Genomic DNA, 22,619 nt, shown 5'->3' on the forward strand with positions numbered 1-22,619 from the left:
GTGTAGTGGCGCTGACCCGGCGCAACAATCCCGCAATCACGCCATTCATCACGCTGAATGCACCGCCATTGGCAATTTGCCCACACCATGGTCTAGACTGGCCGCGTTCTTGTCGGGGTGCCTTGTTGGAAGGCTGAGATCGGTAAATACCGGATCCCGTTGAACCTGATCAGGTTAGCGCCTGCGTAGGGAACAAGATTTCTCGTCACCCGGCGAGTCCTCTTGTGCTTCGTCCGGGATGTTGTTCGACAATCGAACAGCCCTCGTGCGTCAGCACAGCACTGGTTTCAGTGCGTCCATCCGTCACAGGTTCGCTCCGACAAAAATCCACCGCCTGGATAGTTGGAGAGCCCGTGATGAGCACAGAAATAAAAAGTACAAAGCTGAAAAACACCGTGCACTTGAGTGAGTCGGCCAAGGTCGATTCCGGTTCCGTGCAGCCGTTTACCCGCTCGCAAAAAATCTATGTGCAAGGCACTCGCCCGGACATTCGTGTGCCGATGCGCGAAGTCAGCCTGGACGTGACCCCTACCGACTTCGGCGGTGAAATCAACGCGCCCGTGGTGGTCTACGACACCTCAGGCCCTTACACCGACCCCAACGTGATCATCGACGTGCGCAAAGGCCTGGGCGATGTACGTTCGCCGTGGATCGAGTCGCGTGGCGACACCGAGCGCCTGTCTGGCCTCAGCTCGCACTTCGGCCAACAACGCCTCAGCGATGCCGAACTCACCGCGCTGCGCTTCGCCCACGTGAAGAACCCACGCCGCGCCAAGGCCGGCGCCAACGTCACGCAGATGCACTACGCGCGCAAAGGCATCATCACCGCCGAGATGGAATACGTCGCCATCCGCGAAAACATGAAGCTGGAAGAGGCCCGTGCCAGCGGCCTGCTCGACCAGCAGCACGCCGGCTACAGCTTCGGCGCCAGCGTGCCGAAAATCATCACCCCCGAATTTGTGCGCGAAGAAATCGCCCGTGGCCGCGCGATCATTCCGGCCAACATCAACCACACCGAACTGGAACCGATGATCATCGGCCGTAACTTCCTGGTGAAGATCAACGGCAACATCGGCAACAGCGCGCTGGGTTCGTCCATCGAAGAAGAAGTGGCGAAACTGACCTGGGGCATTCGCTGGGGCTCGGACACCGTTATGGACTTGTCCACCGGCAAGCACATCCACGAAACCCGCGAGTGGATCATCCGCAACTCGCCGGTGCCGATCGGTACCGTGCCGATCTACCAGGCCCTGGAAAAAGTCGGCGGCGCCGCCGAAGACCTGACCTGGGAGCTGTTCCGCGACACCCTGATCGAACAAGCGGAGCAGGGCGTCGACTACTTCACCATCCACGCTGGCGTGCTGCTGCGCTATGTGCCGCTGACCGCCAAGCGCGTCACCGGCATCGTTTCGCGGGGCGGCTCGATCATGGCCAAGTGGTGCCTGGCGCACCACAAAGAGAACTTCACCTACACGCATTTCGACGAAATCTGCGAAATCATGAAGGCCTATGACGTCAGCTTCTCCCTCGGTGACGGCCTGCGCCCTGGATCGATTGCCGACGCCAACGACGCCGCACAATTCGGCGAGCTGGAAACCCTTGGCGAGCTGACCAAGATCGCCTGGAAGCACGACGTACAAACCATGATCGAAGGCCCCGGCCACGTGCCGATGCAACTGATCAAGGAGAACATGGACAAGCAGCTGGAATGCTGCGACGAGGCGCCGTTCTACACCCTCGGCCCGTTGACCACCGACATTGCACCGGGCTACGACCACATCACCTCGGGCATCGGTGCGGCGATGATCGGCTGGTTCGGTTGCGCCATGCTTTGCTACGTCACGCCGAAGGAACACTTGGGCCTGCCGAACAAGGATGACGTGAAGACCGGGATCATCACCTACAAGATCGCCGCCCACGCAGCGGACTTGGCCAAGGGGCACCCGGGCGCACAGATTCGCGATAACGCCTTGAGCAAGGCGCGCTTCGAGTTCCGCTGGGAAGACCAGTTCAACCTCGGCCTGGACCCGGACACCGCCCGTTCGTATCACGACGAAACCCTGCCGAAAGACTCGGCCAAGGTCGCGCATTTCTGCTCGATGTGCGGGCCTAAATTCTGTTCGATGAAGATTACCCAGGAAGTGCGTGAGTACGCGGCCAACCAGCGCATAGAAGCGGTGGATGTGGACGTGGCCAAGGGCTTGGCCGAGCAGGCGGAGCGGTTCAAGCAGGAAGGGAGCCAGCTGTACAAAAAGGTCTGATCCAGAGGCGGTGGTGCCTGCACCGCCGTCATCGCGGGCAAGCCCGACTCCCACATTTTGAATGTATTCGCAGATCAAAATGTGGGAGCGGGCTTGCCCGCGATAGCGATCCAGCAAACAACACATGCCCCTCTGAGATAACCCCCTTGAGCATTCAACCCAGCACCTATTCCCCCGACATCGCGGTCCCCGCTGACAAGCGCGTGTTCGGCGCCCGCGACTTGTTCTCCCTGTGGTTTTCCCTCGGCATCGGCCTGATGGTCCTGCAAACCGGCGCCTTGCTCGCGCCGGGCCTGGGCTTGTCCGGCTCGCTGCTGGCGATATTCCTCGGCACGCTGGTCGGCGTGCTGCTGCTGGCCGCCGTTGGCGTGATCGGCAGCGACACCGGCCTGTCGGCCATGGCCGCGCTCAAACTCAGCCTGGGAGCGAGGGGCGCCAGCCTGCCGGCGTTGCTGAACCTGCTGCAGCTGATCGGCTGGGGTTCATTCGAAATCATCGTGATGCGCGACGCCGCCAGTTTGTTGGGCACGCGCGCCTTCAGCGAAGGCAGCCTGTTGGCCAGTCCCTTGCTGTGGACGCTGTTGTTCGGTGGTTTGGCAACCCTGCTGGCCGTCAGCGGCCCGCTGACGTTTGTGCGGCAGGTCCTGCGCAAGTGGGGTATCTGGCTGCTGCTCGCTGCCTGCTTGTGGCTGACCTGGAACCTGTTCGCCAAGGCTGATCTGGCCGCGCTGTGGGCCAAGGCCGGTGACGGCTCGATGCCGTTCGCAGTGGGTTTCGATATCGCCATCGCCATGCCGTTGTCGTGGCTGCCGCTGATCGCCGATTACTCACGCTTCGGCAAGCGCGCCAAGAGCGTCTTCGGTGGCACCGCGCTGGGCTTCTTTATCGGTAACTTTTGGCTGATGAGCTTGGGCGTGGCCTACACCCTGGCGTTTGCGCCGAGCGGTGAAGTCAATGCGCTGTTGCTGGCGCTGGCCGGTGCCGGCTTGGGCATTCCGCTGTTGCTGATCCTGTTGGACGAGTCGGAAAACGCGTTTGCCGATATCCACTCGGCGGCGGTGTCCAGTGGGATTTTGCTGCGCTTGAAGGTCGAGCACCTGGCGCTGGCCATCGGGGTGATCTGCACCTTGATCGCCTGCTTTGCACCGTTGGCGCAGTATCAGAACTTCCTGCTGTTGATCGGCTCGGTGTTTGCGCCGTTGTTCGGCGTGGTGCTGGTCGATCACTTTATCCTGCGCCGCCGTGGCCAGGGTGCGGTCGCCCACCTGCATTGGCCTGCGCTGCTGGCCTGGCTGGGCGGCATCGCTACGTATCACCTGCTGGCGAATCTGTATCCGGATATCGGCGCAACCCTGCCGGCATTGGTGCTGGCAGGGCTGTTGCAGTTCATCCTGGGCCGGGCCTTCAGTGGCGCGCGGGCACCAGCTCAGGCTTGAGCACACCGCTGAGACGCGCATAGGGGATGTTCATTTCGATCAGCCCCAATGCGTAAGGCGCAATGGTGGACACGTTGTACTTGAGTACCACGCCGCCGCTGGTCAGGGCGATGTTCGGGGTTTTCTGGAATGGCCAGTTCTTCACAAACTCCGGGTCGCGGTCCATCTGCGAGTTGATCAGCCAGGTGTTGTGGGCGACTTTGGCAGAGTTCCAGAACGCCTGTTCCTGGCCCGGCAACAGCATGTCGTTCAGGCTCAGCTCTTTGTGCAGCAGGCGCGAATAGTTGATGAAGCCACGGCCCGGCTCGCCGTGGGCGACACCCGTGTCCAGGTAGCTGGACACTTCAATGATCACCAGTCCGTCATGCTGCTCACGTACCTTGGCCTGCAAGTACATGCTGTGGCGGTCGGCGGACTCGCGCAAAAACGTGTCCCGGTAAGCATTCAGGGTCGGCGGTACGCTGGCACCGGGCGTGGTGCGGGTCATTTGCAGCAGGCGTTGTTCCACAATCGTGTCGAGCTGCGGCTCGCTGGGGAAGTGCACGGTGTCGATGTTCACCAGCGGGCAATCCGGGCTGCCGCAGCCGGGCTTGATCTGTTCCGAGGCGTCCGGTTTTGTGTCCAGCGGCTTCAGGTAGCTGGGCTGGAACAGGCTCTGGCAGGCACCCAGGGTCAAGGCGATACAGGCCACGGAGGCGATTTTTAAAAGCGACATGTGTGTCCTTCGGAAATCGATGGAAAGCGAAAAGAGTGGAGCTTCGACTACCAACACGGCAGTCAGTTCGCCACTAAGCTGATTAGAGTGAGTTTGACGCCCGCCGTCTATCCCGGCAACTGCAAAGGGGCTGCACCAACGGGCATGGGCGCGTTAGGATGGCGCGAATTGTACGGCCTTAACGAGGATGAATATGACGGACATTGCCAAGTCGATGCCGAACACAATCGAAATTGTTCAGCGTGACAATGCCTACAAGGGCTTCTACCAGCTCGATCGCGTGCAACTGCGCCACGAAAAATTCGAGGGTGGCATGAGCCGGGTGATCAATCGCGAAGTCTTCGTTCGTCATGATGCCGTGTGCGTGCTGCCTTACGACCCGCAGCGCGATGAAGTGGTGCTGATCGAGCAGTTTCGTGTTGGCGCCATGGGCCGTACCGACAACCCTTGGTTGATAGAAATGGTCGCCGGCCTGATCGACAAGGATGAAGAACCGGAGGAGGTTGCGCACCGCGAAGCCGAGGAGGAAGCTGGGCTGACATTCTCCGCGCTGTGGCCGATCACCAAATATTTCCCGTCGCCCGGTGGCAGTACTGAATTCGTCCACTTGTACCTCGGCCGTTGCGACAGCACGGGGGCGGGTGGCGTCCATGGACTGGAAGAAGAGGCAGAAGATATCCGCGTCACCACCTGGGCGTTCGAAGATGCCCTGCAAGCGGTGCGTGACGGCAAAATTTCCAACGCAGCCAGCATTATCGCCCTGCAGTGGCTTGCGCTTAATCGCGCGGAAGTGAGGGGGTTATGGCAGTAAAGGCACGGGAACGTTATCGAGTCGACCTGATCGGGTTGCAAGCCGCCTGCGAGGCCAACTATGCGCGGCTGATGCGCTTGCTCCCCGACATGCGCCACACCCCCGAGGCGCGGCGCATCGCCGTGACCCACGGCGACCAGATGCTCGGCGTGCTGACCCTGGAGGTCATCGTCAACTGCCCGTACACCACCACCCTGCGCGTGCGCCAGGAACACAGCCTGCCGTGGCTGCCGGTGCCGCAGCTGGAAGTGCAGGTGTACCACGATGCGCGAATGGCCGAAGTGATCAGCGCCGAACATGCGCGGCGCTTTCGCAGCATCTATCCTTACCCGAATGTGTTCATGCACCAGCCCGATGAGAAAGCACAGCTCAATGTGTTCCTCGGTGAATGGTTGAGCCACTGCCTGGCGCTGGGCCACGAGTTCGAAGTCGTGCGGTAGATGTGAACTGCGTCTTTCCTCTTTGTGTCCTGCCCCAGCATAATCACGCCACATTTCCATTCCTGTGATTGCCTTGGGAGAGCGCCTTGCCGAGCGTATCCACTGTGAACCCTGATGCGCCGGCGCTGCTGGTGCAGCTGTCCGACAGCCACCTGTTTGCCGAGGCCGGCGGTACGCTCCTGGGCATGAACACCCGTGAAAGCCTGCAACGGGTGATCGAGTTAGTGCGCGAGCAGCAGCCGCAGATCGATTTGATGCTGGCCACGGGGGACTTGTCCCAGGACGGCACGCTTGAGTCTTACCAGCAATTTCGCGACCTGACCCGGCAGCTCGATGCGCCGGCGCGCTGGATCCCCGGTAACCACGACGAGCCGCAGATCATGGCCCACGCCGCCGTGCACAGCGATTTGCTGGAGCCGGTGGTCGACATCGGCAACTGGCGCGTGACCCTGTTGGACTCCGCCGTGCCTGGCTCGGTGCCGGGTTACTTGCAAGATCAGCAATTGCAATTGCTCGCCCAGGCGTTGAGCGAAGCGCCGAGCCGCCACCATCTGGTGTGTTTTCATCACCATCCGGTGCCCATTGGTTGCGCGTGGATGGAGCCCATCGGCCTGCGCAACCCTGACGCCCTGTTTGCCGTGCTCGACCGCTTCCCGCAGGTCAAAGCGGTGCTCTGGGGCCATGTGCATCAGGAGATCGACCGCGAACGCAACGGCGTACGCTTGCTGGCATCGCCCTCGACATGCATCCAGTTCGCGCCGGGCAGTGAGGATTTCAAGGTCAGCGAACAAACGCCGGGTTATCGCTGGCTGCGCCTGCATGCCGACGGACGGTTGGAAACTGGCGTAGAGCGGGTCGAAGGTTTTGCGTTTACCATCGATTACGGCAGCAACGGCTACTAAAAGCTGTAAACACTGATCAAAAAATGTGGGAGCGGGCTTGCTCGCGAATGCGGTGTATCAGTTACCCGATGTATTGACTGACACTGCGTATTCGCGAGCAAGCCCGCTCCCACAGGGGTTCTGCTCTGACTGGACGATAGGGACCTCACACACCACCTCGATCCCTGTAAACTGCGCCTCTTTGGCTGATGCACGGAGAGCCCGGCATGTCTGCTTCGATCTTGTATATCCACGGCTTCAATAGCGCGCCGGCCTCCAATAAGGCCAGCCAGTTGATTACCGTGATGGACAGCCTCGGCCTGGCCGACCAATTGCGCGTGCCGGCCCTGCATCACCATCCGCGTCGGGCAATTCCTCAATTGGAGGAAGCTATTGCGCAGCTGGGGCGGCCGCTGCTGGTCGGAAGCTCACTCGGCGGCTACTATGCAACCCATCTTGCCGAACGCCATGGCCTCAAGGCGCTGCTGGTCAACCCGGCGGTCAGCCCGCATCGGATGTTTGATGGTTACCTGGGCACCCAGAAGAACCTCTACACCGATGAAACCTGGGAATTGACTCACGACCACGTCACGGCCCTGGCCGAACTGGAAGTGCCGGCCCCGCAGGACGCCGCGCGTTACCAGGTGTGGTTGCAGACCGGGGATGAAACCCTGGATTATCGCCTCGCCCAACAGTATTACCGGGCCTGTGCCTTGCGCATCCAGGCCGGCGGCGACCACGGTTACCAAGGTTTCGCCCAGCAATTGCCGGCAATGTTGAGCTTTGCCGGCATTGGCGCAGATCAGTATCAATCCTTCGATTTCGCAGCGCTGTAGTGCAGATGCTGGAAACCGCAGGTTACTTTTTAATCGAACGACTCACGACGAGACCCCATGGCCACTCCCAGCGCTAGCTCTTATAACGCCGACGCCATCGAAGTCCTCTCGGGCCTCGACCCGGTGCGCAAACGCCCAGGCATGTACACCGACACCAGCCGGCCGAACCACCTCGCCCAGGAAGTCATCGACAACAGCGTCGACGAAGCCTTGGCCGGGCACGCCAAGTCGGTACAAGTCATCCTGCACGCCGACCATTCCCTGGAAGTGTCCGACGATGGTCGCGGCATGCCGGTGGACATCCACCCCGAAGAGGGTGTGTCGGGCGTCGAGCTGATCCTCACCAAGCTGCACGCCGGTGGCAAGTTCTCCAACAAGAACTACCAGTTCTCCGGTGGCTTGCACGGTGTGGGTATTTCCGTGGTCAACGCCCTGTCGAACCATGTGCGGGTCAAGGTCAAGCGCGACGGCAACGAGTACCAGATGACTTTCGCCGATGGCTACAAAGCCACCGACCTGGAAGTGATCGGCACCGTTGGCAAGCGCAACACCGGCACCAGCGTGTACTTTGCGCCGGACCCGAAATACTTCGATTCACCCAAATTCTCCATCAGTCGCCTCAAGCACGTGCTCAAGGCCAAAGCGGTTTTGTGCCCAGGCTTGCTGGTCAGCTTTGAAGACAAAGGCACCGGCGAGAAGGTCGAGTGGCATTACGAAGACGGCCTGCGTTCCTACCTGGAAGACTCCGTCAGCGACTTCGAGCGCCTGCCCAACGAGCCGTTCTGCGGCAGCCTGGCCGGTAATAAAGAAGCCGTCGACTGGGCGCTGCTGTGGTTGCCCGAAGGTGGCGACAGCGTGCAGGAAAGCTACGTCAACCTCATCCCCACGGCCCAGGGTGGCACCCACGTCAACGGTTTGCGCCAAGGTTTGCTGGATGCCATGCGCGAATTCTGCGAATACCGCAGCCTGTTGCCACGCGGCGTGAAGCTGGCGCCGGAAGACGTGTGGGAGCGCATCGCGTTCGTGCTGTCGATGAAAATGCAGGAACCGCAATTCTCCGGCCAGACCAAAGAGCGCCTGTCGTCCCGCGAGGCGGCGGCGTTCGTTTCTGGCGTGGTCAAGGATGCCTTCAGCCTGTGGCTCAACGAACACCCGGAGCTGGGCCTGGCCCTGGCGGAACTGGCGATCAACAACGCCGGCCGCCGTTTGAAAGCCAGCAAAAAGGTCGAGCGCAAGCGCATCACCCAAGGCCCGGCATTGCCGGGCAAACTGGCCGATTGCGCCGGGCAAGACCCGATGCGTTCCGAACTGTTCCTGGTGGAAGGTGACTCCGCCGGTGGTTCCGCCAAGCAAGCGCGGGACAAGGAATTCCAGGCGATCCTGCCGTTGCGCGGCAAGATCCTCAACACTTGGGAAGTCGATGGCAGCGAAGTGCTCGCCAGCCAGGAAGTGCACAATATCGCCGTGGCCATCGGTGTCGATCCAGGCTCGGCTGATATCGCCCAGCTGCGCTACGGCAAGATCTGCATCCTCGCCGATGCCGACTCCGACGGTTTGCACATCGCCACCTTGCTGTGTGCGCTGTTCGTCCAGCACTTCCGCCCATTGGTGGATGCCGGTCACGTCTACGTCGCGATGCCGCCGCTGTACCGTATCGACCTGGGCAAAGAGATTTTCTACGCCCTGGACGACGCCGAGCGCGATGGCATCCTTGACCGCCTGGTCGCCGAGAAAAAACGCGGCAAGCCCCAGGTCACGCGATTTAAAGGCCTGGGTGAGATGAACCCGCCGCAGCTGCGCGAAACCACCATGGACCCGAACACTCGGCGCCTGGTGCAGTTGACCCTGGAAGACTTCGCCGGCACCTCGGAAATGATGGACATGTTGCTGGCGAAGAAGCGCGCACCTGATCGCAAAGCGTGGCTGGAGTCCAAAGGCAACCTGGCCGAGGTTCTGGGCTGATGCGCACAGGCTTCGCCCTGGCGATCCTGATGTTGAGCGGGTTGGCGGCCACCCAAGTGGCTGCCGCGCCCGTGGCTGAACTCAAACTGGTTTCCGAACACCCGGTGGACGGCATGCGCGGCGGTAACCTGTCGGGCCTGGCGCTGTGTGGCAAGGAGCTGTGGACGGTTTCCGACCGCGATGACGACCAGATCTACCGCCTCGATATCAGTGCGCCGACCTGGCAGGCCGAAACGGTGAAAATCGACGTGCCGCCCGTGCCCGAGTCCGGCCTCCCTTGGGGTTTGCGCTCGCGTACCAAGGCCGCATCGTTCATTCGCGGTGGCGACCTGGATTTTGAAGGCATCACCTGTGACGCCGCCGGCAACCATTACATCGTCAGCGAAGCCCACGCGGCCGTGCTGCAGGTGCCGGTGGATGGCGCGGCGCAGTGGCTGAAAATCGCCCCGGGCATGGTGCGTGAAGCCCGCGCCAGTGGCATGTTGCTGCACTTCAACGCATTGTTTGAAGGCCTGGCGATTAACCCGCAAGGCGATCAGATTTGGCTGGCCGCCGAGCGCGAGCGACGTGGCTTGATTTCGCTCAAGCGTGGGCAGAGCGTATGGGATTGTGACGGTCCCTGCGTGTTGTTGAGCGAAGCCGGCCAGGAAGTGCAGCCGGCGCAGTTCACCAACGCCAAGGCGGTGTCCAAGGATTTTGCCGACCTGGCGTTGTTCAATGGCAAGCTGTTTACCCTGGAGCGCAATGCGTTCCAGATTTGCCGGCGCGATGCGGTCACGGCCAAAGTCGAGCTGTGCTGGTCGTTTGCCGACGAAACCCTGGCACCGAGTCGGCGTTATGCTCAGCCGTATGGCCTGGCCGAAGCCCTGGTGGTGGATGCAGACGGTGCCTGGTTGGGTATCGACAACAATTTCGGCCCGCGCGCCGATGGTGAAAAACGCCCTGTGGTCTATCGTTTCGCCGCCCCCGTAGGCGGTTGGAGCGCCCAGCCATGAGCGGGCAACCGCCCGGCAAGCGCGCCGGACGTGTACTGATGTTCGTGGCATGGGGCGCCGGGCTGTTTTTGGCCACGCGGTTTTTTGGGCAGTGGGAAGCACGTCAGGAAAATCCCAATGCTGTGGTGACCTCGGAGCAACACGAGGGTTACATCGAAGTGAAATTGCTGGGCAATGGCCAAGGGCATTTTGTTGCCAGCGGCCAGATTAACGGTCAGCCGGTGGCGTTTATGCTCGACACCGGCGCGACCGATGTGGCGGTTCCGGCCGAATTGGCTGACCGCCTGGGGCTTAAACGTGGCCTGCCGGTTACCTTGAGCACCGCCAACGGCCGTGTTCAGGGCTATCGCACCCACCTCGACCGCCTGAAGTTGGGTGATATCGTCCTGCAGGACGTCCGCGCGATAGTGGCGCCGGGCTTGGACGGGGAACAGGTGCTGCTGGGCATGAGTGCATTGAAACAACTTGAATTTACCCAGCGCAGCGGCACATTGCTGCTGCGCCAGACCAAACAATGATGAGGCCCGCATGAGTGACATCCTCGCAGACAGCTTAGATGGCGTAGAACGCCGGTCGCTGGCTGACTTCACCGAAAATGCCTACCTCAACTACTCCATGTACGTGATCATGGACCGTGCCTTGCCGCATATCGGCGACGGCCTGAAGCCTGTACAACGGCGCATTATCTACGCCATGAGTGAGTTGGGCCTGGACGCCGATTCCAAGCACAAGAAGTCGGCGCGTACCGTCGGTGACGTGCTCGGTAAGTTCCACCCGCACGGCGACTCGGCGTGCTACGAAGCCATGGTGCTGATGGCCCAGCCGTTCAGCTACCGCTACACGCTGGTGGACGGCCAGGGTAACTGGGGTGCGCCGGATGATCCCAAGTCCTTCGCCGCCATGCGTTACACCGAAGCGCGCTTGTCGCGGTATTCCGAGGTGCTGCTCAGCGAGTTGGGCCAGGGCACCGCGAACTGGGGCCCGAACTTCGACGGCACCTTGGACGAACCTCTGGTGTTGCCGGCACGTTTGCCGAATATCCTGCTCAATGGCACCACCGGCATTGCGGTCGGCATGGCCACCGACGTGCCGCCGCATAACCTGCGCGAAGTCGCCACCGCCTGCGTACGCTTGCTGGATGAGCCCAAGGCCACGGTCGAGCAGCTCTGTGAACATATCCAGGGTCCGGACTACCCGACCGAAGCGGAAATCATCACGCCGCGCGCCGACCTGCTGAAGATGTACGAAACCGGCAAGGGCTCGGTGCGCATGCGCGCCGTGTACCACATCGAAGACGGCGACATTATTGTCACCGCGCTGCCGCACCAGGTGTCTGGCGCCAAGGTGCTGGAGCAAATCGCCGCGCTGATGCAGGCCAAACCGTCGAAACTGCCGCAAGTTGCCGACCTGCGTGACGAGTCCGACCACGAGAACCCATGCCGCATCGTGATCATCCCGACCAACAGCCGGGTCGACCACGAAGTGCTGATGCAGCACCTGTTTGCCAGCACCGACTTGGAATCGAGCTACCGGGTCAACGTCAACATCATCGGCCTGGACGGCAAGCCGCAGCTGAAAAACCTGCGCAACTTGCTGGTGGAGTGGCTGGAGTTCCGCGTGCAGACCGTGCGCCGCCGCCTGCAATTCCGCCTCGACAAGGTCGAGCGTCGCCTGCACCTGTTGGACGGCTTGCTGATTGCCTACCTCAACCTGGACGAAGTGATCCATATCATTCGTACCGCCGAGCACCCGAAAGCCGAGCTGATCGCGCGTTTCGAGTTGAGCGAGATCCAGGCCGACTACATCCTCGACACCCGCTTGCGTCAGTTGGCGCGACTGGAAGAGATGAAGCTGCGCGACGAGCAGGACGCACTGCTCAAGGAACAAGCCAAGCTGCAAGCCCTGCTGGGCAGCGAAGCCAAGCTCAAGAAGCTGGTACGCACCGAGCTGATCAAAGACGCCGAAACCTACGGTGATGACCGTCGGTCGCCAATCGTCGAGCGTGCTGAAGCGAAAGCTCTGACAGAAACCGAGCTGTTGCCTAACGAGAAAATTACCGTCGTTCTGTCGGAAAAGGGTTGGGTTCGTTCCGCCAAAGGGCATGATATTGATGCCACCGGTCTCTCGTACAAAGCCGGTGATGGCTTCAAGACTGCTGCTGCCGGGCGCTCCAACCAGTTTGCAGTGTTTATCGACTCCACTGGGCGCAGTTACTCGGTGCCGGCGCACACTTTGCCTTCAGCACGTGGGCAGGGCGAACCGCTGACCGGGCGACTCACGCCGCCACCGGGGGCGAATTTTGAGTGTGTGCTGCTGCCGGACGATGATTCGCTGTATGTGATCGCCTCCGACGCGGGTTACGGGTTTGTGGTCAAGGGTGAAGACCTGCAGGCCAAGAACAAGGCGGGCAAGGCGTTGTTGAGCTTGCCGAACAACGCCAAGGTGATCCTGCCGCGTACGGTGGAAAACCGCGAGAGCAATTGGCTGGCGTCGGTGACCACAGAAGGGCGTTTGTTGGTGTTCAAAATCAGCGACTTGCCGCAGCTGGGTAAAGGCAAGGGCAACAAGATTATTGGGATTCCAGGGGAGCGGGTGGCCAGTCGCGAAGAGTATGTGACCGACATCGCCGTGATCCCGGAAGGCTCTACCTTGGTGCTCCAGGCCGGCAAACGCACACTGTCGTTGCGTCCTGACGACCTTGAACATTACAAGGGTGAGCGTGGCCGACGGGGTAACAAATTGCCGCGTGGCTTCCAACGAGTAGATGCTTTGTTGGTCGAAACGCCGGTTTAAGGCCGATTAGAGCCCTCGATCTACGATTTAACGCGTAGATCGACGCTTTCGCGCTGGAGTCATGGCGCATATTCACGGATGATATGGCCTTTCCAGCGCCGGCGTGGCCGAGCGTGTTTAGGTTATTTTTAGTATTACATTGTGGTTCGCCTTGTGGCAGCCACCTGGATGGGATGATGACTGCTCCACGCCTTCCTCTATTTTTGATGCTCGCTGGCCTTTTGGGGCTGGCGGGTTGCAGCACGCACCAGCCGGTGTCGCTGTACCAGCTGGACAGCGGAAGTCCGGCTCAGCCAGCCCAAACTGCTGGCATGGCGGTATTGTTGGGCCCGGTAGTCGTTGCTGATTACCTGCAACGCGAAACCCTGCTGCAACGTCAGAACGACGGCAGCCTGCAAGGTTCCACCGATGGCCGTTGGGCGGGCAGTTTGTCGTCCGATATCAACCAACTGATGTTGCGCCAGGTGGCGGGTCACTTGGACAGCCAGCGTGTGGTGCTCGCGCCTGCGCCAACCGGCTTCACTCCGGATGTGCAGGTGTTGCTGACCATCACCCGGCTCGACTCGGGTGCTTCGCAGCCAGCGATCCTGGATGCGCAGTGGCGCTTGATCGACCGCCGTGGCCAAGTGCGCGATAACCGCATCGTGCACCTGCAGGAAGAGCACACCGGCACCACCGCGTCCCAAGTCCAGGCCCAAGGCGTGTTGTTGCAGCATCTGGCGCAGCAGTTATCGGTGGCGCTCAAGCCATTGGCTAACCAGCCGTCGGTTGCCGAGGCACCGCGCAAGCAGGCGCCCGCACAGTCTAAGCCGGCAGCGCCGGAAAAACCGAAGATGCCGATGGCCACACCGATTCGTACGGATATGGAAGTGTTCAGGTTCTGATCTGAAACCGACCCACAAAAAAGGCCCGCTGACTCAGCGGGCCTTTTTTATTGATCATTCCCACGCTCTGCGTGGGAATGCAGCCTGTGACGCTCTGCGTCACCCTCGCACATGGCTTGGGCCTGCCAGGACGCGGGGCGTCCCAAGAGGCGTTCCCACGCAGAGCGTGGCAACGATCATTGGTCTAGCGGTGTTGGTCAGGGCTTGGTGCGGGTCTCATGCATCCGCGCCAACTGCCGCTCCAGCATTGACGGATACGGCTCCATCAACCGCTCCACACAGCTCGCGCCTTCAGGGCTGGCAATTGGGCGGATACGCGCGCGCTGGCGGATCAACGTGTCTTCACTGATCTTGCGCTCCACCAGCAGCAGGTTGCGGCTGTGTTGCGACAAGGCCAATGCATCCTGGGCGATCTCGGTCAGCAGCAGGTCGATTTGGCTCATGCCAAACAGGTCATCGCCCACGGTTAAACCAAGCTGCAGTTGCAAGGTAATACCGCTGTCGGCCACTTCAATCTGCAGGGCATGGCCCAGGGCGCGCAGCAGCTCGCCGCAGCAAATGGCGTTAGTCAGGTAGTCTTCGCCGCTGTCTTCGCTGTGAAACAGCATTAACGTGCTGCCATCGTTCAGGGTGTGCAGCTCGCTTTGATACAGCGAGGCGGCCTGGTCGAGGCAGTCGCGATAACGCTCCAGCAATTCTGTAAGCCGGGCGCGTGGCAAGCGGCGCAGTTGGTCCTGGGCTCCCAGTTGCACGGCGAGTACGGCGCTGTGCTGAGGCTCGGCGTTTTTCACCGGCGCAGGCTTTGGGGCGACGGCAGGGGCGGCGGACGAGGTGTCACGCAAGTCGGAGAACGGGTCTTCATCATCCAGTTCATCCTCCTCGGCCTTGATCGCCTGGCGCGTCGCAGGTTTGAGGCCAGCCACCGGGGTGCTTTCGTCAAAACCTGGGTCACGCAGGTCGCGCACTTCAAACTCGGCTTCGTCTTCGTCGTAGTCGGTGTCGTCGTACTCCGGCTCGGGCTCAACCTCGGGCACCACCGGTTCGGGGGCGAAGCTGGCGTGGAGCTGGCGGGCGAGGTCGCCGATCTCATCCTGGCGATCAGTGGCCGGGGTGTGTTCGTCGATATCACGCAGCCAGATGCGCAGTTGCATCAGCGGCGTGGAGATATGCCGACCCAGGCGCAAGCTCAAGGCCAGGGCCAACGCCAGCAGGATCGCGCTGAGGATGCCCATGCTCTGCAGGCTGATGGTCATCGGCTGCTGGAATTGCTGCATGTCGAGGCTGATGCGCAGTTGGCCGGCCTTCACATCCTGAAACGTGATATTGCTCTGATACAGGCCTTCGGCTTCGCCCAACAAGCCGTTTTTCGGGCGCTGCCCGGCTTCGGCCATGATCCGGTTGTCCACGCTGTAAATAGCGGCGTGGGCCACCAGCGGGTTCTTGGTCAGGTTATTGAGCAGCACATTGAGGCTGAGGATGTCGTTGGACACCAGCAGCTCAGTCGCCGACGTGGCGGTCTGAGTGGTCAAGCTCTCGCCCAGGGCGTCGGCTTGCTCGTGCATGGCCTGTTTGAACTGCAAACCCATCACGCAGGCGTAGATCACCAGGGCCAGGGCGACCAGGATCACGTTATGGCTGGCGATGCGTAATGCGATCGGTACACGGCGGTGGCGCAGTGCCCGGAAGATCAGCAGGAAGAAGTTATCGGTTTTTACTGGCGTAGGCCGGTTCACTTGAGCTCGGCTCTTTAGTCCGTGAAGTTGACGCGCAGTATAGCGACAGGCCTAGGGCCGGCAAAGCGCTGGCTGTGCCCGATGGTCACTGAAAGTGGGTAGAATGCGGTTTTTTTCCAGCCTGGGGGTGCGCTTTGCGCGAAATTGTCCTGATAAATATCACCGGCGAAGACCGCCCGGGTCTCACCGCAGCCATTACCGGTGTTCTGGCCCAAGGTGGTGTGAACATTCTCGACATCGGCCAGGCAGTGATCCACGACACTCTGTCGTTCGGCATCCTCGTGGAAATCCCGAGTACCGAGCAGGCCTCCTCGGTGCTCAAAGACATCCTGTTTACGGCGTACAAGCTCGATCAGCAGGTGCGTTTCACGCCGGTGTCCGAAGCCGATTATGAGCATTGGGTCGACGGCCAGGGCAAAAAACGCCACATCGTCACCCTGCTGACCCGCAAGGTAACCGCCGAACAGTTGCAACGTGTCAGCTCGATTACCGCCCAGTACGGTTTGAATATCGACCATATCGACCGTCTGTCGGGTCGCATGCCGCTGGACACACCCGCCGACAAGGGCAAGGGCTGCATCGAGTTCTCCGTGCGCGGCGAGCCGGCAGATCCACAAGCCTTGCGCGCCGAATTCCTGAGCGTGGCCCAAGAGCTGAATGTCGATATCGCCTTCCAGGAAGACTCACTGTTCCGCCGTAACCGCCGCCTGGCGGTGTTCGATATGGACTCCACGCTGATCGAAGCCGAAGTCATCGACGAATTGGCCAAAGCCGCCGGTGTAGGCGAGCAGGTGGCCGAAATCACCGAGCGCGCCATGGCCGGTGAGCTGGATTTTCGCGCCAGCTTCAAGGAGCGCCTGGCCTTGCTCAAAGGCCTGGATGTGAGCGTGCTGGACTCGATTGGTGCGTCGCTGCGCCTGACCGAAGGCGCTGAAACCTTGTTCGCCGAACTCAAGCGTCTGGGCTACAAAACCGCAATATTGTCGGGCGGTTTCACCTACTTCGCCAAGCAATTGCAGGCCAAGCTGGGCATCGACTATGTGTTCGCCAACGAGCTGGAAGTGGTGGATGGCAAGGTGACCGGCGTGGCGGTTGAGCCGATTGTCGACGCGCAGCGCAAGGCGGACTTGCTGAAGGAGTTGGCCCATAAGGAAGGCTTGCGTCTGGAGCAGACCATTGCGGTCGGCGACGGTGCCAATGACTTGCCGATGCTGGCGATTGCCGGGTTGGGTGTGGCGTTCCGCGCCAAGCCGCTGGTGAAGCAGTCGGCCAAGCAGGCGATTTCGACGCTGGGTCTGGATGGTGTGTTGTATCTGCTGGGCTTGCGCGACCGCGACGGTCAGCTGTAACACCGTAGTCACTGAAAGAATATGGTCAATGTGGGAGCGGGCTTGCTCGCGAATGCGGTGTGACAGTCAACAGAGATATCGACTGATCTACCGCTTTCGCGAGCAAGCCCGCTCCCACATTTTGATCTTCAATCGGCTCGACTCAGGCTTTTGGCAGTGCCATACCCTGGCCCATCTGCACCGGCGTACCCGCCACCAGTTCTTCAGCCCACTTAACCTGATCCGGCCCAAACAGCACAATCGCCGTCGAACCCAGCTTGAAGCGGCCCAGTTCCGCACCTTTCTCCAAGTGAATCGGCGCGCGTGCAGCTTCGTCGTAGCGGAAGGTTTTCAGCTCACGCTTGGGCGGCGTCACCAGCCCGGCCCACACGGTTTCAATCGACGCGACGATCATCGCGCCCACCAACACCACAGCCATCGGGCCGCGTTCGGTATCGAACAGGCAGACAACGCGCTCGTTACGTGCAAACAACTCCGGCACGTTTTCAGCGGTGGTCTGGTTCACCGAGAAAATCCGACCCGGTACATACACCATCTCACGCAGCGTACCGGCCAATGGCATGTGCACGCGGTGGTAGTCCTTCGGCGACAGGTAGATGGTGGCGAAATCGCCGCCCATGAACGGCGCAGCCAATGCCGCGTCGCCACCCAGCAATTCCAGCACGCTGAAGCTGTGGCCCTTGGCCTGGAACACGCGGCCGTGTTCGATTGGGCCGAGCTGGCTGACGGCACCGTCGGCTGGGCTCAACACCGCGCCAGGGGTTTGATCCAGCGGGCGTGCGCCGTCTTTCAAGGCGCGGGTGAAGAAGGCGTTGAAATGCTCGTAGGCGGTCAGGTCTTCAACCAACGCCTGCGACATGTCGACTTGGTAGCGCTTGGCGAACCAGGCCGTGAAGGCGTTCTTGAACCAGCGCACGCGGCACTCGGCAATGCAGCCGGCCAAGCGCGAGAGCAAGTGGTGCGGCAGCAAGTACTGGCTGAGGATAAACAACTGCTTTTTCATTAACTGTCCTTAAACCTTAAATCTCAACGGGGGTGTCGGGGTGGTTGCCCCATTCGCCCCAGGAACCGGCATAACCTTTGACTCGCGGATAACCGAGCGCCTTGGCCACCAGGTAGGTGAAGCCAGAGCGGTGGTGAGTCTGGCAGTGGGTGATGATTTCTTTGTCTTTGGTCAGCCCGAGGTCTTCGAGGATCTGCGGCATGTCGCGGCGGATACGCAGGTTGCGCGCCTTGTCCATGCCAGCGGTCCATTCGAAGTTCACGGCGCCGGGGATGTGACCGCCCTTGGCTGCAAGCACCTTCTCGCCGGAGTATTCCAGCGGGCCGCGTGCGTCCCAGATGCCAAGGTCGGCCGCGCCAAGGCGGCTTTGCAGGTATTCGCGGGTGGCGGTGGGGCCATCGTGCAAGGTCAGGCTGACCGGGCCGCCGACGGCGGCGGGCACCTCGGTGGACAGCGGGTGTTTACCCTCCAGCCACGCCAGCAGGCCGCCGTCCAGGTAGTGGTATTTCTGGTGGCCGATCACGTCGAGCATCCAGATGAAACGGCCGGCCCAGCCGCCGCCTTCGTTGTCGTAGACCACATAGGTCGCGTCTGGGGTGTGGCCCAGTTCGCCGAAGAGTTTTTCGAGGTCGGCTTTGTGCGGCAGCAAACCGGGCGCGGGCGGCTGGCCCAATTGGGTGCGCTTGGGGTCAACGAAATGCGCGCCGGGGATATGCCCTTCGGCGTAGCGGGCGGCACTGGTGAGGTCCACCAGAATCAGGTGTTCGGCATCCAGTTGACCGAGCAGGTCGCTGGACTCGATCACCAGCGGCAAGCTAGAGAAGTCAGGCATGTGAGGTCTCCTGGGCACAAATGTTGGCGATAAAAGAGGGCGATTGTAGCGCAAGCATCAAGCGCTGCGGTTGGTAAAGCTGTGCAGGGCTTTCTCGATGCATTGAGCGGTTTTGCCGAAGGCTTGCACGGTGGTTTCCGAGAACGGCCCGCCGCCCTGGTCGGCGACCATCAGCATCACCACCTTGCCGTTGCAGCTCAGGGAGCGCAGCAACAGGTGTTCGCCGGTGAACAGGCGACGCAGGATCGGCGGCAGCAATGCCGAGAACTGCGCATGATTGTCCGGCGTGAGGCGCACTTGGGCAGACTTTTCCAGCAGGCGCTGCAGCAGCGTGCTGTTGACCACATCCAGGCTCAGGTTGGCGGCATCTTTGGGCAAGCCGTCGGCTTGATGCACGCGCAGGGTGCTCAAGGCGCGGTCGGCCATGAACAGCAAGACTCGCTGCATGCCGCTGGCGACCAAGGCTTCCCTGGCGCACGTCGTCAGGTGCATGGCGTTGGCAAAGCGGCTCGGCTCTACCAGCAGCTCGGTGCAGCGCTTACGCCACACGGCCAATGATTCGGCGGTGGGCGGCGGTGCCGGCAACAGGCCGCGGTGGATCTTTTGCACATGCCACGGCCAGATCAGCGACAGCGCCGGGTGCCAGAGGTCAGGCATCAAGGTGGTGCGTGCGCTGTTCACCGCTTGCTGGTGAACCTGTTGCTGCACATCACTCAGCGGCTCTTGCAGGTACAGCGCGGTGAGGTACTGCCAGCGCTCGGTGTGCGGGCAGGTCCAGGATTCCTGGGCCGACATCGCCAGGCCGTTGGCCAGCAGCACGGTGTTGGCCGGCTGGTTCAGCCAGCGGCGCAGGTTGGGTTCGGCGTCGAGCAATTGCTGGTGGCGCAGGGCGTCATCTTCGCGGGCGATGTGCAGCGCCTTGACCAGCAAACGCTGCTCGGTCAGCAGCAGTTTGTAGCCCTGGGAGACCCAGATCGGCAGGTGCCAGGTTTCGGTCAAGCTCAGGCACACGTCCAGCAAGCGCACACCGAACAGCTCCTGCTCGACCTTGCGCGCCGACTCGCCTTTGTGGATCACGCGCAATTCCCACTCTTCCAGGAGCTTGGGGTAGGCGATGGCCATCGGCCACAGTGGCGACAGAAACAACAGGCTGCCCCAGTGAATGTCTTGCCACAGCCGCGCGAGGCGGCTGGCGAACAAACCGCTGGCTTGCTGGGAAGCGTGTTGGCTCACCAGCAGCAATTGGCGCAAGGCCACCGGGATGTCTTTTTCCGGCACCGAGGGCAGGCGCACCAACAATTCCTCGGCGCGCTTGAGGCCCAGGCGGTTGAGCGCCACTTCGAGATTTTCCGCCGGTTCGGCCATGCTGCCATGCGTGTGGCTGTTGGCCTCGCGCATGACGCTGAGCACCAGCGCCGGGCTGTTTTGCATTAGCTCGGCAATATCTCGCAACGAACTGCGGCTATCGCGAATGGCTTTGCACACGCGCTCGTGGCTGGCCTGGGGAACGGGCAGCAGCACCTCGTCCAGGCGCTTGATCCAAGCGGCGAGTGTGGTGGGTTTGGTACTTGGGACTGTCGTTTCAATAGCCATGATTGGGGCGCGATCATCACTTGCGTTCAACACGCCCGGAACGGGCCGAATTGGCTTTTCGCCTTAACGGGCTATAGTCTGGCGCAGTTTTGCCGATAAGTAGAACAAGAGTTTTCAGCTTCACCCAATATGTCCATGAACCCGACGGCGCAAGTACCCATCTCCTATGGCTAAAATTATCGGCATCATTGTCGTCTTCGCAAGTGTGCTCGGTGGGTACGTCCTGTCCCACGGTAAAATTGCCGCGCTGGTCCAGCCCTTCGAAGTGCTGATTATCGGCGGTGCCGCGTTTGGCGCATTCTTGCAGGCCAACCCCGGCTACATGACCATGCACGTGATCAAGAAGTCGTTGGGCATGTTCAGCTCGCGCTTCTCCCACACCTTCTATTTGGAAGTGCTGGGGTTGATCTACGAGATCCTCAACAAGAGCCGCCGCGAAGGCATGATGGCCATCGAAGGCGACATTGAAGACGCCGCCGCCAGCCCGATTTTCGCCAAGTACCCGGCAGTGCTCAAAGATGAGCGCATGACCGCCTACATCTGTGATTACCTGCGCATCATGTCCTCCGGCAACATGGCGCCGCACGAGCTGGAAGGCTTGTTCGACATGGAGCTGTTCAGCCTTAAAGAAGAGCTGGAACACCCCTCGCACGCCGTGACCGGCATCGCCGACGGCATGCCCGGCTTTGGTATCGTCGCGGCGGTACTCGGTATCGTGGTGACCATGGCCTCGTTGGGCGAGGGTGACCAGGCGGCCATCGGCATGCACGTAGGTGCGGCGCTGGTGGGTACGTTCTTCGGTATTCTTGCGGCTTACGGCTTCTTCGGCCCGCTGGCCACGTCCCTGGCCCACGATGCCAAGGAAGAAATCAACCTGTACGAGTCGATCAAGGCCAGCCTGGTTGCTTCCGCTTCCGGCATGCCGCCTTCGCTGGCAGTAGAGTTCGGTCGCAAGGTGCTGTACCCCAAGCACCGGCCAAGTTTTGCCGAGCTGGAACAAGCGGTTCGCGGTCGCTAAGTCATGGAAAACAACCAGCCGATAATCATCAAGCGCGTCAAGCGCTTCGCTGCGGGGCACCATGGCGGCGCCTGGAAAATCGCCTTCGCCGACTTTGCGACGGCGATGATGGCGTTCTTCCTGGTGCTGTGGCTGATGTCGACCGCCACACCCGAACAGAAGATCGCCATTGCCGGTTACTTCAAAGACCCGATTGGCTTTTCGGAAAGTGGCACGCCGTTTGTAATCGACCTGGGCGGTTCGCCGCAGCTGGCGCCTGAGCGCACCATCAACCCCGAGGTCAAGACCGAAGCGCCGCAGGAAAAAATCCCGATCGAGCGCGACACCGTCGAGGCCATGGCCGAGCAGGTCGAGCAGGAACGCCTGGAACTGTTGCTGCAGGAGTTGCAGACCAAGGTTGAAGAGAACCCGCAGCTGCTGAAGTTCAAGGACCAGATTTCCTTCGAAATCACCCCCGAAGGCCTGCGCATCCAGATCACCGACGCCGCCAACCGGCCGATGTTCGATTCCGGCAGCGCGCGCTTGAAGCCGTACTTTGAAGACATCCTGCTGGCCATGGCCGACACCATCAAGGCGGTGCCGAACAAGATCAGCATCAGCGGCCACACCGACGCCAAGCCCTATGCGGGCCAGGGCGACTTCGGCAACTGGGAACTCTCAGCCAACCGCGCCAACGCCGCCCGCCGTGCGCTGGTCGCGGGCAGCTACCCGGACCCGCAAGTGGCACGCGTGGTGGGTTTTGCCTCCTCGCAGCTGTTTGATCCCAAGGATCCGTTCAACCCGTTCAACCGTCGCATCGATATCGTTGTGCTGACCAAAAAGGCCCAGCGCGCGATTGAAGGCGATCAAGGTGCAGCGCCAGCGGCGCCGACCCAAGGCGAAGGCGCGCCAGGCGAAGTGCCGGCCGACCCGAACGCTATTCCGCCGGGGCAGGAGCCGCTGCCGGCGCATGAGCTGCGCCAGAAGCTGAACCTGTTTGATGATGGTGGGGTAAAAGATCCTACGGCGCCTACGCCGGCGCCCGGGTCGTAATCCACATGCAAAAAGGCCGCGATGATCGCGGCCTTTTTGTCAGTG

Annotated in this window: 19 protein-coding genes and 1 riboswitch; of the genes, 14 read left to right on the forward strand and 5 right to left on the reverse strand. The window is 61.2% G+C overall.

The annotated features are described in order from the left end of the window. The first annotated feature begins 103 nt into the window (after positions 1-103). Positions 104-209, forward strand: a riboswitch (TPP riboswitch). A 147-nt stretch (positions 210-356) separates the two neighbouring features. Both thiC and cytX read left to right on the forward strand, forming a co-directional pair. After that, entirely contained in the window at positions 357-2,261 is a 1,905-nt protein-coding gene (gene thiC, locus ACA065_RS02500; protein WP_497693175.1) for a phosphomethylpyrimidine synthase ThiC, read from the forward strand. A gap of 146 nt (positions 2,262-2,407) precedes the next feature. After that, entirely contained in the window at positions 2,408-3,697 is a 1,290-nt protein-coding gene (gene cytX, locus ACA065_RS02505) for a putative hydroxymethylpyrimidine transporter CytX (protein ID WP_497693176.1), read from the forward strand. Here the strand turns inward: cytX and ACA065_RS02510 are convergent. Then, positions 3,666-4,412, reverse strand: a complete 747-nt coding sequence (locus ACA065_RS02510; RefSeq protein ID WP_497693177.1) for an RsiV family protein — start codon at positions 4,410-4,412, stop codon at positions 3,666-3,668. The genes cytX and ACA065_RS02510 overlap by 32 nt on opposite strands. A 193-nt stretch (positions 4,413-4,605) precedes the next feature. On the opposite strand from ACA065_RS02510, the gene ACA065_RS02515 reads away from it, so the two are divergent. From ACA065_RS02515 to ACA065_RS02555, 9 genes are all read left to right on the forward strand, one after another. Next, entirely contained in the window at positions 4,606-5,223 is a 618-nt protein-coding gene (locus ACA065_RS02515; RefSeq protein WP_497693178.1) for an NUDIX domain-containing protein, read from the forward strand. After that, positions 5,214-5,663, forward strand: coding sequence for a DUF1249 domain-containing protein (locus ACA065_RS02520; RefSeq protein ID WP_003209507.1), 450 nt, complete (start codon positions 5,214-5,216; stop codon positions 5,661-5,663). The genes ACA065_RS02515 and ACA065_RS02520 overlap by 10 nt, the downstream gene beginning before the upstream one ends. Positions 5,664-5,749: 86 nt before the next feature. Further along, positions 5,750-6,565 (forward strand): 3',5'-cyclic-AMP phosphodiesterase, encoded by an 816-nt coding sequence (cpdA, locus tag ACA065_RS02525; protein ID WP_497693179.1) that lies wholly within the window; start codon positions 5,750-5,752, stop codon positions 6,563-6,565. A gap of 206 nt (positions 6,566-6,771) precedes the next feature. Then, on the forward strand, positions 6,772-7,380 hold the full coding sequence (locus ACA065_RS02530; RefSeq protein WP_497693180.1) for a YqiA/YcfP family alpha/beta fold hydrolase: 609 nt from the start codon (positions 6,772-6,774) through the stop codon (positions 7,378-7,380). A gap of 57 nt (positions 7,381-7,437) precedes the next feature. Beyond that, positions 7,438-9,342: a DNA topoisomerase IV subunit B gene (gene parE / locus ACA065_RS02535; RefSeq protein ID WP_110622555.1), complete on the forward strand. Its 1,905-nt coding sequence runs from the start codon at positions 7,438-7,440 to the stop codon at positions 9,340-9,342. After that, positions 9,342-10,337 (forward strand): esterase-like activity of phytase family protein, encoded by a 996-nt coding sequence (locus tag ACA065_RS02540; RefSeq protein ID WP_497693181.1) that lies wholly within the window; start codon positions 9,342-9,344, stop codon positions 10,335-10,337. The genes parE and ACA065_RS02540 overlap by 1 nt, the downstream gene beginning before the upstream one ends. Next, positions 10,334-10,855, forward strand: coding sequence for a retropepsin-like aspartic protease family protein (locus ACA065_RS02545; RefSeq protein WP_497693182.1), 522 nt, complete (start codon positions 10,334-10,336; stop codon positions 10,853-10,855). The genes ACA065_RS02540 and ACA065_RS02545 overlap by 4 nt, the downstream gene beginning before the upstream one ends. A 10-nt stretch (positions 10,856-10,865) precedes the next feature. Continuing rightward, positions 10,866-13,130, forward strand: a complete 2,265-nt coding sequence (gene parC, locus ACA065_RS02550; protein WP_497693183.1) for a DNA topoisomerase IV subunit A — start codon at positions 10,866-10,868, stop codon at positions 13,128-13,130. 176 nt (positions 13,131-13,306) lie between these two features. Continuing rightward, positions 13,307-14,014: a PqiC family protein gene (locus ACA065_RS02555; RefSeq protein WP_497693184.1), complete on the forward strand. Its 708-nt coding sequence runs from the start codon at positions 13,307-13,309 to the stop codon at positions 14,012-14,014. 197 nt (positions 14,015-14,211) lie between these two features. Here the strand turns inward: ACA065_RS02555 and ACA065_RS02560 are convergent, their stop codons facing one another. Then, positions 14,212-15,747 carry an AhpA/YtjB family protein gene (locus ACA065_RS02560; RefSeq protein ID WP_497693185.1) on the reverse strand — a complete coding sequence of 512 codons (1,536 nt, stop codon included), beginning with the start codon at positions 15,745-15,747 and terminating at the stop codon, positions 14,212-14,214. Positions 15,748-15,881: 134 nt separating this feature from the next. Between ACA065_RS02560 and serB the strand changes: the two genes are divergently transcribed. Beyond that, complete coding sequence (gene serB, locus ACA065_RS02565; RefSeq protein ID WP_497693186.1) at positions 15,882-17,096, forward strand: phosphoserine phosphatase SerB; 1,215 nt, start codon at positions 15,882-15,884, stop codon at positions 17,094-17,096. Between the two features lie 142 nt (positions 17,097-17,238). Here serB and asd read toward each other — a convergent pair whose 3' ends face one another. Genes asd through ACA065_RS02580 form a run of 3 tightly spaced genes read right to left on the reverse strand, consistent with a single transcriptional unit; the run spans position 17,239 to position 20,524 of the window. Beyond that, positions 17,239-18,099, reverse strand: coding sequence for an archaetidylserine decarboxylase (gene asd / locus ACA065_RS02570; RefSeq protein WP_497693187.1), 861 nt, complete (start codon positions 18,097-18,099; stop codon positions 17,239-17,241). Between the two features lie 16 nt (positions 18,100-18,115). Then, positions 18,116-18,931 (reverse strand): rhodanese-like domain-containing protein, encoded by an 816-nt coding sequence (locus ACA065_RS02575; RefSeq protein WP_497693188.1) that lies wholly within the window; start codon positions 18,929-18,931, stop codon positions 18,116-18,118. 57 nt (positions 18,932-18,988) lie between these two features. After that, positions 18,989-20,524, reverse strand: a complete 1,536-nt coding sequence (locus ACA065_RS02580) for an HDOD domain-containing protein (RefSeq protein ID WP_497693189.1) — start codon at positions 20,522-20,524, stop codon at positions 18,989-18,991. Positions 20,525-20,690: 166 nt separating this feature from the next. Between ACA065_RS02580 and motA the strand changes: the two genes are divergently transcribed. Both motA and motB read left to right on the forward strand, forming a co-directional pair. Next, on the forward strand, positions 20,691-21,542 hold the full coding sequence (motA, locus tag ACA065_RS02585) for a flagellar motor stator protein MotA (protein ID WP_497693190.1): 852 nt from the start codon (positions 20,691-20,693) through the stop codon (positions 21,540-21,542). Between the two features lie 3 nt (positions 21,543-21,545). After that, entirely contained in the window at positions 21,546-22,574 is a 1,029-nt protein-coding gene (gene motB, locus ACA065_RS02590) for a flagellar motor protein MotB (protein ID WP_497693191.1), read from the forward strand. The last annotated feature ends 45 nt before the right edge of the window (positions 22,575-22,619 follow it).

It is taken from the genome of Pseudomonas sp. LBUM1640 (genome assembly GCF_059716225.1).

Excerpts from the sequence above, each read along its gene's own strand:
- thiC (WP_497693175.1), top strand. The coding sequence starts at position 357 with ATGAGCACAGAAATAAAAAGTACAAAGCTGAAAAACACCGTGCACTTG.
- ACA065_RS02510 (WP_497693177.1), bottom strand. The coding sequence starts at position 4,412 with ATGTCGCTTTTAAAAATCGCCTCCGTGGCCTGTATCGCCTTGACCCTG.
- ACA065_RS02515 (WP_497693178.1), top strand. The coding sequence starts at position 4,606 with ATGACGGACATTGCCAAGTCGATGCCGAACACAATCGAAATTGTTCAG.
- ACA065_RS02520 (WP_003209507.1), top strand. The coding sequence starts at position 5,214 with ATGGCAGTAAAGGCACGGGAACGTTATCGAGTCGACCTGATCGGGTTG.
- ACA065_RS02530 (WP_497693180.1), top strand. The coding sequence starts at position 6,772 with ATGTCTGCTTCGATCTTGTATATCCACGGCTTCAATAGCGCGCCGGCC.
- parE (WP_110622555.1), top strand. The coding sequence starts at position 7,438 with ATGGCCACTCCCAGCGCTAGCTCTTATAACGCCGACGCCATCGAAGTC.
- ACA065_RS02540 (WP_497693181.1), top strand. The coding sequence starts at position 9,342 with ATGCGCACAGGCTTCGCCCTGGCGATCCTGATGTTGAGCGGGTTGGCG.
- ACA065_RS02545 (WP_497693182.1), top strand. The coding sequence starts at position 10,334 with ATGAGCGGGCAACCGCCCGGCAAGCGCGCCGGACGTGTACTGATGTTC.
- parC (WP_497693183.1), top strand. The coding sequence starts at position 10,866 with ATGAGTGACATCCTCGCAGACAGCTTAGATGGCGTAGAACGCCGGTCG.
- ACA065_RS02555 (WP_497693184.1), top strand. The coding sequence starts at position 13,307 with ATGACTGCTCCACGCCTTCCTCTATTTTTGATGCTCGCTGGCCTTTTG.
- asd (WP_497693187.1), bottom strand. The coding sequence starts at position 18,099 with ATGAAAAAGCAGTTGTTTATCCTCAGCCAGTACTTGCTGCCGCACCAC.
- ACA065_RS02575 (WP_497693188.1), bottom strand. The coding sequence starts at position 18,931 with ATGCCTGACTTCTCTAGCTTGCCGCTGGTGATCGAGTCCAGCGACCTG.
- ACA065_RS02580 (WP_497693189.1), bottom strand. The coding sequence starts at position 20,524 with ATGGCTATTGAAACGACAGTCCCAAGTACCAAACCCACCACACTCGCC.
- motA (WP_497693190.1), top strand. The coding sequence starts at position 20,691 with ATGGCTAAAATTATCGGCATCATTGTCGTCTTCGCAAGTGTGCTCGGT.
- motB (WP_497693191.1), top strand. The coding sequence starts at position 21,546 with ATGGAAAACAACCAGCCGATAATCATCAAGCGCGTCAAGCGCTTCGCT.